We start from the raw sequence: 17,839 nt of genomic DNA, 5'->3' as shown, positions 1-17,839 counted from the left end.
ATGAGCGGGAGGTGTCTGTGGCCGAGCTCGACGAGCTGCTGCAGCGAGCACGACGGATCCACGACCTGTACGACGAGCTGAACCTGCACGAACGAGGGCGGGTGCGGACCCGCGAGGAGTTCATGCTCGGCTTCATGGGCGACGTCGGAGACCCCGCCAAACTGGTGATGGCCGAGGAAGGCGCCCGGGAGATGCCCGGCGGGCGGCAGGCGCTCGAGCACGAACTGACCGACTGCCTGTGGTCCGTGCTGATCCTGGCGCACCGTTACGACGTGGACCTGCGGGCCGCCTTCGGCCGCACGATGACGGAGCTGGAGCAGACCATCAGCGCGCGGCTTCCCGCGGAAGGGTGAGCGGTTGAAACGGGAGGACATGGACCTTGACGCGTACGTCGCCCGTGCGCGCACCGGCCCCTGCTACATCTGCGCCTACGTCGCGGGGGACCCGGAGCACCGGCACGAAACGGTCTACGAGGACGACGCGCACGTGGCCTACCTGGACAAGTACCCGACCATGCCGGGGGCGGTGCGTGGTACGCCGCCGCTCCGGATCGGGGTTGTCCTGGTGCGGCAGGACGAACATGTGGCTGTCGGCCCAGGACGCGGGCCTGTCGTAGATCTGCGGGAAGGGCGCGGCGCCCAGCTCGATCCCCTTGATCTGGCTGAACGCGGCCGAGTCCCACTCGCCGGTGAAGATGAACGGGGCCTTGCGACTGGCGAAGGAGCCCACGGAGGTGGCGGGGTCCATGGTCCGGCACTGGGGCGCGGTCAGCTGCTGCATGAAGGTGATGACCTTCACGGCGGCGTCCCGGTCGATGGCGGCCTTCTTGCCGGACAGGTCGAACTCGCCGCCCGTCTGTGTGAACAGGGACCAGAACATCCGCCAGTTCTGGGCCGTGTCGTTGACGTGCCCGTACACCGGGCCGAGCCCGCCCTTGTTGACGGACCGCAGCCGCTTGGCCGCGTCCAGATAGCCCTCGGGCCCCGCGAATGGCAGCAACTTGCCGTCGCTGTCGACCAGTTCGGCCTTGTCCATCACCTCCTTGTCGTAGAAGACGACGAAGGGGTGGGTGTCGAGCGGCAGCGCGTACTGAGCGCCCTGGTAAGTGCCGCGCTTGTACGTCTTCGGGTTGAGCGTCCGCGGTGTGACACCGAACTCCTGGAAGAGGTCCATGTCCCACGGGTCGAGCAGCCCGCCCGGCGCGTAACCCGCGAACCGCGACGCATGCATGATCGCCACGTCGGGTGCGCGGCCGCCGGCCGAGGCCATGGCCAGCTTGGTGTAGTACGAGGCGCCCCAGTCGAGGACCGTGGTGGTGGTCTTCAGCCCGGGCACCCGGCGCTCGACCTGGCTCACCATCTCCTTCATGAGGCCGCCGTCGCCGCCGGTGAAGGGATTCCAGTACTGGATGGTGCCGGTGCTCGCGCTGGCGATCGAGCTGCACGCACTCAGCGCCGGGGCCGTCGTGACCGCTGCGGATCCGAACAGGGCGCCGCGCAGCAGGTTCCTGCGGGAAACGGCCATCACGCCGCCCCCTCGGCGCCCGACTCGATGGCGGCCGGGCGCAGTTGAGCGGCACGGACCCGCTCGACGTCGAGCTTGACGGAGCGGTCGAAGCGGTAGACGCCGTTCTGCTCCTGGAACACGTCGGTGAGCTGGGTGTAGCAGTAGCCGAACATGTCCGGGTCGTCCAGGAGCACCCCGGTCAGACCGGCGAAGCGCTGATGGAACTCCTCCTCGTCCCGGGGCCGCTGTCCGTATCCCCACGAGGCGTCCCGGTCCTCGCCGCCCGCTGCCGCGGCCTCCTCCGGGTTCCACCAGATGCCGCCGAACTCGCTGCAGAAATAGGGCTGTCCGCGGTACGGCACCGACCATTCGGTGTCGCCCGGCTCGTCCTGCGGATTGATGAACGGCGCGTTCTTGCCGAGCCCCGCCATCAGTTCCCGGAAGGCTTCGGGGTCCTGCTCGTAGCAGTGCGAGTCGTAGACGTCCGTCTCGGCGACGCGGTGGGAGTAGCCGGAGGCGTCGAGCACCGGACGCGAGGTGTCGGCGGCCTTGGTGGCGAGGAACATCGCACGGGTCGCGTCGTCGAGCGTGGTGTGCCGGTCGTGGAGCTGCTGGCGGGTCTCGTTGAGCGGGCACCAGCCGATGATCGAGGGGTGCGAGTAGTCCCGCTCGACGGCCTCCAGCCACTGGGCAGCGAAGCCGGCGGTCTGCTGCTGGTTGTCGCCGCTCAGCGGGCCGCTGCTCGCGCCCCAGTCGCCGAACTCGCCCCACACCAGGTAGCCCAGGCGGTCCGCGTGGTGGAGGAAGCGCTCCTCGAAGACCTTCTGGTGCAAGCGGGCCCCGTTGAACCCGGCGGCGAGCGACAGCTCGATGTCACGGACCAGCGCGGCGTCGTCGGGCGCCGTCATCAGACCGTCCGGGTACCAGCCCTGGTCAAGGACGAGGCGCTGGAAGACCGGCTTGCCGTTGAGCAGGACACGCTTGCCCTCGATGGTGACCGAGCGCAGCCCCGCGGTGCAGCGGGCACTGTCGACGACGGTGCCGGAGCCGTTCACCACGTCGAGCTGGATCTCGTACAGGTGCGGGTCCTCGGGCGACCAGGTCCTGCGCCGCTCCTCCGGGAGAGGCAGCACCAGGCGCGGCGCGAGATCGAGGTGGGCCGCGACCGAGGCCTCGACCACGGTGCCCAGCTCGTCGGTGAGACGGCCTCGGATGCGATGGCCCGCGCGGCTGCCGGACAGGGGAAGTTCGAGGTGGAAGCAGCCGGCGGCGAGGTCCGGCGTGATGCGGGGCCGCCCCAGATGCGTGTCGGCCACCGGCTCCAGCCACACCGGCTGCCAGATTCCGGTCGTGCGCGTGTAGTGGCAGCTGTAGTTGGCGTACTGGTCGGACTGCTTGCCACGGGCCTGCGGGCCCTGTCGGGAGTCTCTGGCGCGCACGACGACGACCGCCTCGTCGCCCGCGCTCACCACGCCGCCGAGGTCGGCGCTGAAGGAGGTGAACCCGCCGCTGTGGCGGGCCACTTCACGCCCGTTGACCCAAACCGTGGCGTCGTGGTCGACAGCCCCGAAGTGCAGGACGGGACGCCGGCCCCGCCAGTCCTCGGGGATCCGGACCGTGCGGCGGTACCAGACGGCCTGGTGGAAGTCGGTGTCCCCGATGCCCGACAGCTCCGACTCCGGGCAGAAGGGGACGGTGATCCGCTCGGGCAACTCGGAGTGGACCAGGCCGCGTTCGAATCCACTGTCGCCCGGGTCGAAGGCGAACTGCCAGGTGCCGTTGAGAGTGAGCCAGTCGTCCCGGACGAAGCCGGGGCGAGGGTACTCGGGGCGGGGGACGTCGGTCTGGGGATCGGGATGGGGGCGTTCTTCAGACAGAGTTGACATCGTTGTCTCCTGGGACGGCCTCAGCGATGGCGCTCATCACAGCACAGGACTTACATCGTTAAAAAGACTTGCGGGCCAGGTAGTTGAACGAACTCGCCGAGCGGCCCCGCCCGTATGGCCCGCTGCCGCACGCTCCGCGGCCGTCGGGGCGGCCACGCTGCAGCTCAGGAGAGAACAACTGCAGACAACAGCTGCGCTCGTCAACTCCTGCGCCGTGAGACGTCCGGCCGCAGCGCCTTGCACGACAACGGATTGGGTGACAGCCGTGCACCGGGACTGGTCCCACGCCCGGCTGTGGGGCTCGGAAAGTCATCGCTGCAGATCAAGCGGCGTATCGGTACTCGTTGATGAATCCGCCGAGGACGCGTGTGCGCAGGAGCCGCCCGGGCTCGAGCTGGTACAGGACTGCTGGCTGTTCCTGGGCCTCGGGCGGTCGTTGGTCCCGGGATCGGTGCGGCCGATGCCGGTTGCAGGGAGCCGGTACTCGGCGAGGTGTTCCGACCGGCGCACCGGCCGTCCACCCACCGCGGCAGCCCTCAAGAAGCCCGCAGCGTCCCCGGCCGCACACTCTTCGAGGTCTGCTACGTGACCGACTCCGCAGGAAGCGGCCCTGCCGATCAAGGAGTTCCACGTCGAAGAGGCCGACGGCCGCATCACCCCGGACGCCCTCGTCGTCGACCCCGCGGCCGCGCCACCCGCCTCCTCGGCACCGGCCCACCCCGGCCCACACCGCCGCCACCGCCACCGGCTGGACCGTCACCCTCGACCCCCTGCCCACCCGCCCCGCCCCCTCAGACGCCGGCTGTGTCGCCTACCTTTAGGCCATCACCGACGCACGCACGGGCTTCGGCGCGCGGACCGACATCGACCCGGCCGCGGCACAGCTGGCTGTGGTGACCACGCGGCGGCCGATCTCTCGACGGGCAAGGAACGAAACATGCGCATTCTCGTGATCGGCGGCTCGGTATTCCTCGGACGGGCCTTCGTGGAAGACGCCGTCGAACGCGGTCACACGGTCACCGTGTTCAACCGCGGAAAGTCGGGTCGGGACCTCCCCGGCACGCACAGCATCCGCGGCGATCGCGAGGACCCGGCCGACGTCGCCGCGCTCGCGGAACACGGCCCCTGGGACGCCGTGATCGACACCAGCGGTCAACACCCCCGCACCGTCGGCCTGTCGGCCCGCGCGCTCAGCGGCCACGCCGACGCCTACCTCTTCGTCTCCTCCTTCCACGCCTACGCCGACTGGCCTGCCGGGCCCGTCGGCGAGGAATCGAAGCGCCACCCCTGCGCGCCCGACGCCGCCGTCGAGGACGTACCCCCCAACGCCCTGAAGGCCGGCTGCGAACGGGCCGTCGAGGCCGATTTCAAGGGCCGCACGGTCATCCTCAACCCCGGCCTCATCATCGGACCCCGAGAGGTCCCCGGCCGACTGCTCTGGTGGCTGGAACGCATGGCGCGCGGTGGCGAAGTCCTCGTACCCGGCGGCCCCGACCGTTCAGTCCAGCTGATCGACGCGCGGGACATCGCAGCGTTCGGCACCCGGCTCCTCGAGACGGGAGACGAGGGCCGCTACCTCGTCGCCGGACCGCAGGGCACCGAGACCCTCGGCACCCTCCTCGACACCTGCGCACGCGTGACAGGCGCCGGCGCGCAACTCGCCTGGGCCGACGACGACTTCCTCCTGGAGCAGGAAATCGGACCCTGGACCGAACTGCCGTTCTGGGCCCCCGACCAGCCGGCCATGGCCGGAGTCTGGTCGGCGTCCACGACGCGCGCCGTCACGGCCGGTCTGCGCTGCCGCCCGCTGGCCGACACGGTCACCGATACCTGGGCCTGGCTGCGTGAACGCGGACCGGCTGACGCGCCGTACCGACAGGGGAAGATCCCGCTCGGTATCGACGCGGACAAGGAAGCCGTCGTGCTCCGGACCCGGAACACCCGATAGCCCCCTGACACTCATCGGGCTCCACCAGTGGTTCGCTCGATGGGTCCGCGAACACCCGACCGCTCGTCGCTGCTCGATGCGCTGGAGAGGCGCGAGCGGGTGGCGCCGGCCCGGGCCGGGCAGCTGTGGGCGGAGCTGTGGCCTCGAACTGCGTGCTCCAGGCCTGAAGTTGCGCAAGAGGCCGTGTGACCGGTGTCCGAGGTCCCCCAATGGCCGGCCTCGTCCGGCGAGAGCTGGCGCTGGGAGCGACCGTACCGCTGGGGGATGACGGCTGCCTTGATCGAGTCGTCGTACTCGGGCGTGCCGTTGGAGTCCGTGTCCGCGCTCCACTCGGCCTGCGTGATGACCGGAGGATCGACGACCGTCGACGGGCGGGCGGCCGGGACCGTCTCGGACGGCTCCGGCGACGCCGACGTGTCGCCCAGGGGTCACCTGCTCAGTTCACCGCCGATACCCGCACCTGCAACCGCGCCGAGCGCGGTGGGCCCGTACGACGCGCCCGTCGCGCCGCTCACGGTCATCACGGTCCCGTCGCCCGCGTTCTCGCCCTCGGCGCCGATCGCGAGGTCGGCCACGCCGTCCTCGGTGAGATCGGAGACGGTGACGGCGGACCCGAACCGGTCGCCCGCCTCGGGGGTGCCGGGCACCCCGCCCGCCCCCTGCACGTACGCGACCGCGCCGGTCGCGCTCAACCCGCTCGCGCCACCGCGCAGCAGGAACGCCCGCCCCGCGCCGGAGTCGTCCCCGGGCGCACCGGCCAGCACGTCGGCGTACCCGTCGCCGTCCGTCTCGCCGACGGCCACGGAGTCGCCCAACTCGCCCCCTCCAACGGGCTGTTCGAGCTCATCCCGGGCGATGACGGCCGCTCCGGTCGTCGTGAGCCCGTCCGCCGAGCCGTGGTACGTGGCGACCTCGCCGCCGGCTGCCGCGTCGGGGCGACCCACGACCAGGTCGGCGAAGCCGTCGCCGTTCAGGTCGCCGACGGCCAGGGACCGCCCGCCGTCGCCCGCGAGTACGGCGGGCTCCGCGGTGCGAAGCCCGCTCGACGACCCGCGCAGCATAATCAGCGGACGCTCGCCGGCGGGGGTACGGAACGTGATCGCCGCGTCCTCGAACCCGTCGTGGTCGAAGTCCCCGGTGGCGACGGAGGAGTCCTGTACGGGCCCGTCGGACAGCGCGGCCGCCGTGGAGAAGGCGCGGTCGGACCCGTCGATGGTCCAGGCGCGTCCGGCGCCGGGCGCCACGGCGAGGATGTCGTCGCCGCCGTCCCCGTCGAAGTCACCGGTGGCGAGCGCGGAGCCGAAGTTCGCGCCGCTCTTACGCACCGCCGTCGGCTCGTTGATCATCCCAGCCTGTCCGGTGAGCCCGTCGGCCGTGCCGCGCAGGATGCTGACGCCGCCCTCGTCGCTCGCGCCCGCGGTGACCTCCTCGCCGGGAGACGCGACCACGAGGTCGGTGTAACCGTCGTGGTCGAGGTCGCCGTACGCGGTCGCGGCTCCGAAGCCGTCGCCGGTCTCGGAGCCGCCGGGCACGCCCTCGGACTCCTGCGTGATGACGGACTTGTTCGCCGCGTAGGGCGAGGTCCGGGCGCCGGGTACGACGCTGACCTGGCCGGATCCGGCCAGGTTGTTCGCGGTGGCTTTCGGGATGCCGGCGGCCAGGTCGGCGTGGCCGTCGCCGTTCACGTCGGCGCCCTTGGCGGATGAGTTCTTCGACGCGGCGAGCGTGCGGATGGCGGGCAGGTCGCCGTAGAGGTTGTTGCCGGGGCACTCCGTCGGGTAGCCGTCGCGATGCCCGGAGATCCGGTTCATCGTCACCAGCTGGCCCTGAGTGAACTTCCCGTTGTCGGCACCGGCCGCCATGACAATGCTGCCTGCGGGGTTGATCCCGTACAACCCGAGTTTCCAGGCGGCGAGTTGGGCGATCGAGTCACGCACGGCGGGGGTGGACGCCGCGGTGTTGAAGTCGCCGAGGCTGAACGGCTCCGTCGAGCGGGCGCCGAGGACGCGCTGGGCACCGTCGGGGACCGTGATGGTGTGCACCGCTCCCTTGTGCACGGTGGCCCGCGCCGCGGCGGTTTGCGCACGGCCGGACAGGGAGATGACGCTGAGCACGACGGCGGCGGCGAGCGCGGTACGGGCGGCCTGACGGCCGAGGCCTCCTCCGTTCATCACTGTTCCCCCTGAGCGGACACCGGCGACTCGGAGACCTCGGGCGCGGGCAGCTCGCCCTGACAGGAGGCACGGCCGAACTTGCCGAACGCGGTGGCCGTTTGCACGTGCTCGCCCCGGATGGCCAGGTGGCAGCTCACCCGCCCGCCCTTCTCGCCGAGGGCGATGGTCACGATGGGCGGCTTGCCGAGCGGCACACGCACCGTCTTCCTCCAGGGCAGCGACACCTTGCGCACGGCCACTGCCGTCCCGGCCTCGCTGCGGGCCTGATAGGTCAGATCGGCACTGCCTTCACCGTCCACCTCATAGGTCACGGAGGCGGTCGGAACGTGTCGCTCGGGCTTCTCCTCGGTGTCGAGCACGCCGTAGAGAACGAGCCCGGCACAGGCGGCGAGCAGCACGCCACAGGCGGCTATGCCACGTCGGTCAACTCCCTTGCCACTCTTGGCGCCCTTGCCCTTCTCGGCATCCTCGGCGTCTTGGGCGTTCTTGGACTCGTCCGAGGACTTCGCCTCCTTCGCGCCCTCGGTGCCCGCGGCTTCGCCGGGTGCCTCCTCTTCTTCCGTGGTCGTTACGTCCGCTTCCATGGGTTCGGTCGGTTCTGACTGTTCGGACGGTGGCATGGGCCTGGCTTTCGTGAGGCGAGCATTCCTCGCGCGAATGCGTCGCGCTCGGCGGAGAACCGGGCGGTTATACCCCACGGGGGCGCGGCCGTTCCAGTGCCCGGAACAAGCGGGCGAATGGGACGGCGCGAATTGTGATGGCCGTCTTCCCGGGGCTGAACGGGAAATCAGTGGTCCCAGCGAGGTGATCTGTCCGACCAGGTTCCCAACTGCCCGTTTGATTCCCATCCTTGACATGGTCATGTACGGCTGACTAGAAATCATCCGCCCACGAAGAGGAATCCAGAACCGCCCGACGCATGCCCGGAAGGCCTCATTGGCCTGGGCCCTCCGGACGTACGTCGGTCAATCCGCGCTGCCCAGATACCGACCCTCCCGAGTGGTGCACAACAGGCGTCCGGACGGCATTAGCCGTTCGGAGATCCGGCATGCCCGCATTGCGCGCGGAGGCAATACCGCGGAAAGCGGGTGTGCCGCAAAGGAAAGGGCACGGGACGTGAAAGTCCGCTATGGGAGATTGATCTCCTGCCTTGTGGTGTCGGCGGTGGCGAGTGCCGCGCTGCCACAGATCGCGTATGCGGCGCCCGCATCCGCGAAGGGTGACGATGACAAGGGGGTCTTCGACACCGTCAAGGGATGGTTCTCGGACGACGACGGCGCGGATCAGGCCAAGCCGCCGACCGGCGGGAAACTGGAGATCCCCAGCCGCGAGAAGCTCCCCAAGGGCAAGAAGGTCGCCAAACCCAAGCGGGTCAAGGAGCTGACGTCCCGCCGCACTGAGCACGCCCGTTTCTGGCAGCTGTCCAACGGCCAGATCCAGGCCGAGCTGTCCCAGGTGCCGACCGCACACCGCTCGGGTTCCGGCAAGAAGAAGTCCTGGAAGTCGATCGACACGGGTGTCGACGCGACGAAGGCCAAAGGCTTCGACTTCGCCAACACGTCCAACTCCGGGCGCAGTTGGTTCGGGTCCGACCCCGACAAGTTGCTGAAGTTCCAGGCGGGCGCGGATGGACCGGCGGTGACGCTGGGTCTCAAGGGCGCATCCGGCAAGTCGGTGGACCCGACGGCCAAGGGCTCGGCCGTGACGTACAAGGACGCGGCGGCCGGTGGGGCGGACCTGGAGTACCGGGTCGGTCCCGGTCGGGTGAAGGAGAACATCGTCCTGGCGAAGGCGCCGGACGGGCCCGTCTCCTACACGTTCACCCTGGACGCGGACGGTCTGACGCCGAAGGCCCGCAAGGACGGCGCGATCGAGCTGTACGGCGAGCTGCCGAACACGCCGGTGATGACGATCCCGGCCGCCTACATGTCGGACACCCGCAAGGATGCCGACTCCCCGTACGGGGTCTCGTACAGCCCAAAGGTCAAGCAGCAACTGAAGCGTGACGGCAAGAACTGGACCATCGAGGTCACGCCGGACGCCAAGTGGCTCGCTTCGCCGAAGCGGCAGTACCCGGTGTCGATCGACCCCACGATCACGATCACGCCGACCCCGTCGCAGTCGCAGGACACGATGGTCCTGTCGGACCAGCCGGCGGCCAACTTCAACAACACCTGGAAGATGTCCGCCGGTAAGACGGACACGGGCATCGCCCGCTCGCTCATCCAGTTCCCGCTGGACGAGATACCGGCCGGCACGAAGATCGACTCCGCGCGTCTGGGCATGTACTTCGACCAGGCGCACACCACGAACGCCAACGACGTCACGATGGAGGTGCACCGGGCCACCGGCCCGTGGACCGAGTCGGGCGCCACCTGGTCCAACACCAGTGGCCTGTCGGGCGAACTGTCCGGTACCACTGTGCAGTTGGATGACGGTGACACCGGTACCGCGGCGGTCGGCGAGTGGCCCCGGGCCACCACGACCGGCGGCGCGGCGACCAACGACGACTTCGCCTACAACAAGAACAGCCTGACGGGCGAGTCGTACACCTGGCAGCCGATGGTCAACGAGACCGCGTCCTACCGGGTCGAGGCGCACTTCCCGCCGGCCTCGGACGGGGCGACGGCGGCGCCGTACACGATCACGCACCGGGACGGCACGGGGACCGGCACGGTCAACCAGTCCGGCACCACGTCGGCGTGGAAGACGGTGAACAGCACCCAGTTCTACTTCTCCAAGGGCAACGCGGGGAAGATCGTCCTGGGCGACACCAACAGCTCCACGACCCGCAACATCGCGGACTCGATCCGTCTGGTGAACCCCGCCCAGATCGTCAAGAACACGGGCGAGTACAACCAGTGGCACGACTTCGCGGTGACGGACACCGTGCAGAAGTGGGTCTCGGGCACGGCCACGAACAACGGGTTCGTGATCCAGGCCCAGGACGACACGCTGGCCGCGACGCCCACCGGTGGTCCGCGGTACGAGTCCGGTGACGGCGACTACGGCGGTGAGACCTCCTCGTACCCGCGCCTGACCGTGACGTACGGCAAGGTCGGCTCGGCGCTCAACTCGCCGACGATCGTGCACGACACGGGCCCGGAGCTGTCCTGGTCGAAGTACACCAACTCGACCGGCGACACCGGCCAGGACATCGTCGAGTACCAGCTGCACCGCTCCACGCAGCAGGTCTTCACGCCGAACGCGGCCACGCTGGTGGCCCCGGTCGACAAGGCGGCGACCGCCTACACGGACACCACCGCGACGCCGACGCCCGACTCGTCCACGGACGAGATCGGCCGCTCGTACTACTACCAGATCGCGGTGAAGACGAAGGACGGCTCCGTCATCGGGTCGCCCACACGCATCGTCGGCGTGCCGAAGGCCGGCCGGACGATGAAGCTGATCCAGGGCACGGCGGGCGGCGTCGCCGACACCACCCTCTCGTCCCAGCAGCCGACGACCAACGAGGACACGATCCTCTCGTACACGCCGCAGAAGTGGCTGAGCGTCGGCAACAACTCGGGCGCGTACGGCAAGACGCGTGCGGCGCTGAAGTTCCCGACGAGTTCGATCCCGGCGACGGCGACCGTTCTCGACTCCAAGCTCTACATGTGGGGTGCGGAGACGACGACCGGCACGGACGGCGCGATCTACGAACTCCATGGCCTGACCAAGGACTTCGACGAGACGACGTCGACCTGGAACAACGCCACGTCGACCACCCCGTGGACGGCGCCGGGCGGCGACTTCTCCGCCACGGTGTCCGACACGGTGGCGCAGGTCTCCGAGGTCGGCCGTCACTGGTGGGACGCCACATCGCTCACGCAGGGCTGGGTGAAGACCCCGTCCAGCAACAAGGGCGCCCTGCTGAAGCTGAAGGACGAGACGGGCACCGGGCCGCAGGAGCGCACGCTGTTCCTGTCGTCGGAGACCGCCGACCAGCAGCTCGGCCCACTGCTTCGCGTGATCTACGTGGATGCGACGTCGGAGAACACCTACTACGCGCCGCAGACACCGGCCCGTATGACGCCGAACTCCACGTACTCCGTGGACGTGACGGTCACGAACACGACCGGCACCGAGTGGCTCGCGGGTGAGCGGCAGCTCTCGTACACCTGGAAGCTGCCCGACGGCACGGACATGACGACCGGCGGCAATCAGCTGTCCACGGCGATCCCGAACCTGAAGCCGGCCCAGTCGGCGACGGTGCATGCGCAGGTCAAGACGCCGATCAACTCGGACGAGGGCAACAAGCGCACGGACTACGTCCTCGGCTGGGACGTCCGCAAGATCTCGGACGGCAGCTGGCTGTCGGCGGGAACCGGCGGCATCCCGTCCCTGAAGCAGAACGTGGCGGTCGAGGACCCGACGTCGGACTCGCTCGGCCTGGAGAAGTTCTACTCCTACACCGGCAAGAACACGGGCGCCGGCTCGACGGTGATGAGCAACCTCGCGTCCGGCAACAGCGTGTGGTCGTACAACGCGTTCACCAACCCGGGCCGCGGCCTCAGTACCTTCGCCCGGTTCTCGTACAACTCGCTCGACACGTCCGACACCGTGCTCGGTGCCGGCTGGTCCGGGCAGGCGGCGGGACCCATTCGCCTGGGCGCACCGCTGGACTTCCACCCGAACCCGAACCCGACGGAGATCCGTCTCCCGGACGGTGACGGTACGACGCACGTCTTCGCCAAGCAGCCGGACGGCACGTGGAAGGCGCCCGCGGGTGTCCACTACAAGGTCACGATGAAGTCGGGCCTGGACTGCACGCCGAACAAGGACCCGATCCCCGACGCGTGGACGTTCACGCGCCCGGACGGGACCCGCTTCCTGTTCGGCTGCGACGGCTACATGACGTCGACGGTCGACAAGAACGGCAACACGCAGACGTACACGTACGAGGAGCACAAGTCCGGCGGCAAGCCGACCAAGTACCTCAAGTACATCACCGACCCCGCGGGCCGGCAGACGCTGAACGTCGACTATTTCGACAAGTCGACGGCGCCGTTCCCGAAGGTCGCCGACCACGTCCAGTCGATGACGGACATCTCCGGCCGCAAGGTCACCTTCGAGTACTCGGACAAGGCGCTGCTGACGAAGATCACTGACGGTGCGGGTTCGTCCCAGCCGAAGGTGTTCGCCTTCACCTACGACGCCACGCAGGGCAACAAGAACGTCAAGCTGGTCCAGGTCGACGACCCGCGCGGCAAGGCCACGAAGCTCGACTACTTCGCGCCGAAGACCGGCGACGACCCGAAGTACCACTGGTGGACGAAGACGATCACCGACCGTCTCAACGGAGCGACCGGTTTCGGATACGGAGTGGATGCGGGGAACGCGAAGTTCACCGACACCACGGTCACCGACGCCGAGTCGCACGCCACGAAGTACGTGACGGACGACTTCGGCCGCCCGGTGCAGACGACGAACGCCAAGTCCCAGATCAGCAACATGAGTTGGGACGCCGACAACAACGTCACATATCTGGAGGAGGACAACGGGGCGAAGACCGCGTACTGCTACGACCAGAAGACGGGCTACCCGCTGTGGTCGCGTGACGCGGAGAACAACAAGGCTGGGGTTCCGCCCCAGTCGGACTGCACGCCGGGCACCTATCCGGCGAACTCGTCGCAGTACACCTACCAGACCCGGTTGGACGGCTTCTCGGCCGACCTGTTCACCAAGACCTCGCCCGAGGGGCGCAAGTGGCAGTTCGGGTATGACTCGTTCGGCAACCTGAAGACGGTCACGGACCCGAAGGGTGTGTCCACCGCCACCGCCGGTGACTACACGACGTCGTACGAGTACGACTCCTATGGGGAGTTGACGAAGACGACGGACGCGAACAGCCACGCGAGCACGAACAGTGACTTCGGTCCCACCGGTTATCCGGCGACGATGACGGACGCGCTGCAGAAGTCGACGGCCTTCGTGTACGACGAGCGGGGCCAGGTCACACAGGTCACCGATGCGCTGGGCAAGAAGACCACGCAGACGTACGACACGTACGGGCGTTCCCTGGTCAAGACGGTGCCGAAGGACCAGGCAGCGGGTGTCCTGATCACGAGCCCCGCGCCGGTGTACGACGCCAACGACAACATCACCACCTCCACCGCTCCCAACGGTGCGGTGATGACGGCGACGTACGACTCCGGGGACCAGATGGTCTCGTCGACGGACCCCACGGACACACCGAGCGGACCCGAGCGCAGGACCGACTACACGTACGACAAGGCCGGCAACCTGAAGACGACCACCCAGCCGAAGGGAACCGCGACCACCGCGGACCCGAACGACTACGTCACCACCTACAACTACGACGCGATCTACCAGCCCGCCTCGGTGGTCAACGCCGCCAGTGACAAGATCTCCTACGAGTACGACAACGTCGGCAACGTCGTCACGGTCATCGACCCGAAGAAGAACGCGACCACGGACCCCGCCGACTACACCTCCAAGACGGCATACGACCTGAACCACCGGGTCGTATCGGTCACCGACGCGCTGGGCAAGACCAGCTCGCGTACCTATGACAAGGACTCGCTCGTCGTCGCCAGCAAGGACGCCGAGAACAACGAGACCCTGATCACCTACGACGAGCGGGGCAAGCAGACCGAGGTCAAGGTCCCGCACGAGGGCACCACGCCGATCACCTACCGCTCGACGAAGTACGAGTACGACCAGGCCGGCAACACCACGAAGGCGATCACTCCGCGCGGTGTGGCGACGGCGAACGCCGACGACTTCGCCTCCCGTACCGAGTACGACGAGCTGAACCGCCCGGTGAAGCAGTTCCAGCCGTACGACCCGGCGGACGGCCGCTACAACAACCCGAACGTCTACACCCAGACGTCCTACGACGCGGTGGGCCGGGTCTCCAAGACCTCGATGCCGCCGTCCGAGGGCCAGACGGTTCGCAATGACACCACGTACTCGTACTTCGACAACGGCTTGACCAAGTCGTCGACGGATCCGTGGGACATCGTCACCACGTACGACTACAACGAGCTGGGCCGGCAGACCGCCCGGACCAGCACCTCGGCGGGAGGCTCCGCCAACCGCACGATGAGCTGGTCGTTCTACCCGGACGGCAAGCTGAAGTCGAAGGCGGACGACGGTGTGCCGGTCGGCAGCGCGGTCCCGCTCGTCGACAACTCCGACACCCAGAACACCTCGTCCACGGGTACGTGGGCGAAGGGTGACATCAGCGGACAGCAGGGCTACGACCACCGGACGCACGCGTCCGGCACCGGCTCCGACGCCTTCACCTGGACGCTCAACATCCCGAAGGACGGCACGTACACCGCGTACGTGAAGTTCCCGAAGGTGACCGGGGCGGCGACGGGCGCCAAGTACACGCTCGTGCACGACGGGACCACCGAACCGGCCGTCACGAAGGACCAGAACGCGGGCACGGGCACGTGGGTGTCGCTCGGCTCCTACAGCCTCAAGCAGGGCAACGGCACCACGCTGAAGCTCGACCAGAGCAGCACCGGCATCGCCGTCGCCGACGGCGTCAAGCTCGTCCGCGACAACTCGGGCGACACGGACAACGAGAAGCACACGTTCGCCTACGCCTACGACGTCAACGGCAACCTGACGACGATCGACGACACCTCCCCCGGTGCGCCGGTCGATGACTACACCGTCGCCTACACGGGCCTGGACCAGATCCAGAAGGTCACCGAGTCGCTCGCGGGCCAGGATAAGAAGGCCACCTCCTACAGCTACGACGCCAGCAGCCAGCCGCTCACGGTCACCCACCCGGACCAGTACTCCGCGTACACGTACGACGCGCGTGATCTGACCAAGACGATCTCGGTCGGCAAGTCCGCCACGGACACGTCTCCCAAGGTCACGTCGTACACGTACACCGATCGCGGCCAGGTCCTGAGGGAGACCAAGAACAACGGCAACACGGTCGACAACACCTACTTCCTCGACGGTGTACTCAAGACCACCGCGGAGAAGAAGGCCGACGGCACTCTGGCGGCCTCGCACACCTACGACTACGACGCCAACGGCAACCAGGCGCAGGACGTCGCGAAGAAGATGAATGCCGACAACCACTCGGCGTACCTCGACTCCACGACCAACTACACCTACGACCCGGTCGACCGGCTCGCCAAGTCGGTCAAGACCGGCAACGGCGCGTCGACCGACACGTACGTCCACGACGACAACTCCAACGTCATCAGCCAGACGGTCAAGGACACGTCCACGACCTTTGCCTACGACCGCAACCGGCTGCAGAGCGCGGCCGTCGCGGGTACGGCGTTCCAGTACAACTACGACCCGTTCGGCCGCCAGGAGTCGGTCACCAGCAACGGAAAGGTCGTCGGCCGCAGCGTGTACGACGGCTTCGACCACGTCGTCGATTCCCAGAGGATGGACGGGACCGGCGCGATGAAGTCGACGAAGTACACCTTCGACCCGCTCGACCGTACTCTGTCCAAGACCGCCGACGGCAAGACCACGGACTTCGAATACCTGGGTCTTTCCAGCGAGGTCCTGGACGAGAAGGTCGCCGGTCAGCTGTCGAAGTCCTTCCAGTACAGCCCGTGGGGCGAGCGCCTGTCCCAGGTCAAGCAGAACACCGACGGCACGACCGAGGACACGTACTACAGCTACAACAGCCACACCGACGTCGACGCGGTGACCGACAAGAACGGTGACACCAAGGCCACTTACGGCTACACCGCCTACGGCAGCGACGACACCTCCGAGTTCACCGGCATCGACAAGCCCGACGCCCAGAACCCCTCCAAGGAGGACTACAACCCGTACCGGTACAACGGCAAGCGCTGGGACGCCCAGTCCGGCACGTACGACATGGGCTTCCGCGACTACAGCCCGGGCCTCAACCGGTTCACCAGCCGGGACATGTACACCGGCGCGCTGGCCGACATGAGCCTCGGCGCCGACCCGTTCACCGGAAACCGCTACGCCTTCGGCGGTGGCAACCCGGTGAGCAACGTCGAAATAGACGGCCACATCTTCGGCATCGACGATGCGATCGAAGGCGTCGCCGCGGTCGTCGTGGTCGTCGCGGTGGTGGCGTACGCGGCCGCGACCGACAAGGACGTGTCGGACTCCCTCAACTCCGCCTTCAACTCGATCACGTCGAGCATCCAGGACCTCTTCAACAGCGACGACGACCCGGAGCCCGAGCCGGAGCCGGAGCCGGCCCCCCGGCCGCGTCCCGGTCCCCTGCCCGGCGACTCGAACAACAAGCAGCGGTGTGACTCCGAGCCCAAGTCGTCCCGCTTCCAGTACCAGCCGCTGGACGGGGCGGACCGTTCCCAGGGGGCGACCGCGCTGATCTGCCCCAGTGACTACAAGCCCAGGGGGGCGAAGAGGTCCACCAGTAGCAAGGTGGACGTCTACGGATTCCCGGACCCGGCGCAGAACAAGGACCTGAACGGCGACCCCATTTTCCACCGCTCGCACATCCTCGGGGACAAGATGGGTGGCGACTGGGTCTCGGAGAACCTCTTCACCGGGTTCGGGCGCCAGAACACCAGTGGTATGCGGCGTTGCGAGACCAAGATGGAGAAGCAGCTCGCGTCCGGTAAGTGGGTCCAGTACACAGGGAAGCTCAACTACAGTCACACCACGGGAATACCGGACAGCATCACCATGTCCGCCTACACCGAGGACGGGCCATTGTTCACCAACGTCGTGGTTCAGAACAGCATGGATTGGCAGACGACATGCTGAGGGTCGAAGAGCTGGAGGCCGCGCTTCCGTCGATGACGCAGTGGCGTGTGCCGACGGGGCGTAGCGTGGACTGGACTGCGCTCGAAGCGGACCTGGGTACGGCGCTGCCGTCCGACTACCGGTCCCTGGCGGAGGCGTATCCGGCGCTGGTCATCGACGACTTCCTCTTCCTGTCCGTTCCGCGGCCCGGGGTCGAGACGTCATGGGCGTCCGGGGCCAGGGAGTCGGCCGAGATCCTCCAGGATCTGTACGAGATGGGCGACACCGAGGACTACGTCCCCTACCCGCGGCCCGGTGGTCTGTTGCGCTGGGCGGAGTCCAATGAGGGGGACTACCTCTACTGGAGGATGAGCTCACCCGACCCGGACTCCTGGCCCGTGGTGGTGCGTGGAGCCAACGGCGACTGGTCGGAGTTCCCGGTTGGCGCCGTGGAGTTCCTGGCCGGCGTGTACCGGCGGACCATCGACGTGCCGGGCCTGCCAGAGGGCTTCCCGAGTGACGCCCCGACGGTAGTGGCCTGAGCGACCGCATCGACTGATCGGCAACTGATCCACAGGCACATGTGAACAGCGATCGCCCCCAGGCTTCCTGGGGGCGATCGT

8 protein-coding genes are annotated in these 17,839 nt (G+C 68.1%); 4 read left to right on the top strand and 4 right to left on the bottom strand.

Translation table 11 applies throughout. The features are described from left to right. Positions 1 to 17: 17 nt before the first annotated feature. A complete protein-coding gene (locus ACWFR4_RS36010; protein ID WP_453461234.1) occupies positions 18 to 353 on the top strand; it encodes a nucleotide pyrophosphohydrolase in 336 nt (111 codons plus the stop codon). Here ACWFR4_RS36010 and ACWFR4_RS36005 read toward each other — a convergent pair. Then, positions 325 to 1,524: an extracellular solute-binding protein gene (locus ACWFR4_RS36005; RefSeq protein ID WP_453656094.1), complete on the bottom strand. Its 1,200-nt coding sequence runs from the start codon at positions 1,522 to 1,524 to the stop codon at positions 325 to 327. The two genes, ACWFR4_RS36010 and ACWFR4_RS36005, sit on opposite strands and share 29 nt — an antisense overlap. Beyond that, positions 1,524 to 3,392, bottom strand: a complete 1,869-nt coding sequence (locus tag ACWFR4_RS36000) for a glycoside hydrolase family 2 protein (RefSeq protein WP_453656093.1) — start codon at positions 3,390 to 3,392, stop codon at positions 1,524 to 1,526. The genes ACWFR4_RS36005 and ACWFR4_RS36000 overlap by 1 nt, the downstream gene beginning before the upstream one ends. A gap of 937 nt (positions 3,393 to 4,329) precedes the next feature. Here ACWFR4_RS36000 and ACWFR4_RS35995 point away from each other — a divergent pair. After that, positions 4,330 to 5,340: an NAD-dependent epimerase/dehydratase family protein gene (locus ACWFR4_RS35995; protein WP_453656092.1), complete on the top strand. Its 1,011-nt coding sequence runs from the start codon at positions 4,330 to 4,332 to the stop codon at positions 5,338 to 5,340. 428 nt (positions 5,341 to 5,768) lie between these two features. On the opposite strand, the gene ACWFR4_RS35990 is transcribed toward ACWFR4_RS35995, so the two are convergent. Both ACWFR4_RS35990 and ACWFR4_RS35985 read right to left on the bottom strand, forming a co-directional pair. Further along, positions 5,769 to 7,511, bottom strand: coding sequence for an FG-GAP-like repeat-containing protein (locus ACWFR4_RS35990; RefSeq protein WP_453656091.1), 1,743 nt, complete (start codon positions 7,509 to 7,511; stop codon positions 5,769 to 5,771). After that, entirely contained in the window at positions 7,511 to 8,098 is a 588-nt protein-coding gene (locus ACWFR4_RS35985; protein WP_453656090.1) for a hypothetical protein, read from the bottom strand. Before ACWFR4_RS35985 ends, ACWFR4_RS35990 begins: the two co-directional genes overlap by 1 nt. Before the next feature lie 1,549 nt (positions 8,099 to 9,647). Between ACWFR4_RS35985 and ACWFR4_RS35980 the strand changes: the two genes are divergently transcribed. Together ACWFR4_RS35980 and ACWFR4_RS35975 are read left to right on the top strand one after the other, a co-directional pair. Further along, positions 9,648 to 17,237 carry a DNRLRE domain-containing protein gene (locus tag ACWFR4_RS35980; RefSeq protein ID WP_453656116.1) on the top strand — a complete coding sequence of 2,530 codons (7,590 nt, stop codon included), beginning with the start codon at positions 9,648 to 9,650 and terminating at the stop codon, positions 17,235 to 17,237. Beyond that, positions 17,231 to 17,758 (top strand): hypothetical protein, encoded by a 528-nt coding sequence (locus ACWFR4_RS35975; protein ID WP_453656089.1) that lies wholly within the window; start codon positions 17,231 to 17,233, stop codon positions 17,756 to 17,758. Before ACWFR4_RS35980 ends, ACWFR4_RS35975 begins: the two co-directional genes overlap by 7 nt. Positions 17,759 to 17,839 lie beyond the last annotated feature (81 nt).

Source organism: Streptomyces sp. NPDC055140 (assembly GCF_053607285.1).
The sequence above is the reverse complement of the archived record's forward strand: the minus strand, read 5'-3'. Positions and strand labels throughout refer to the sequence as shown.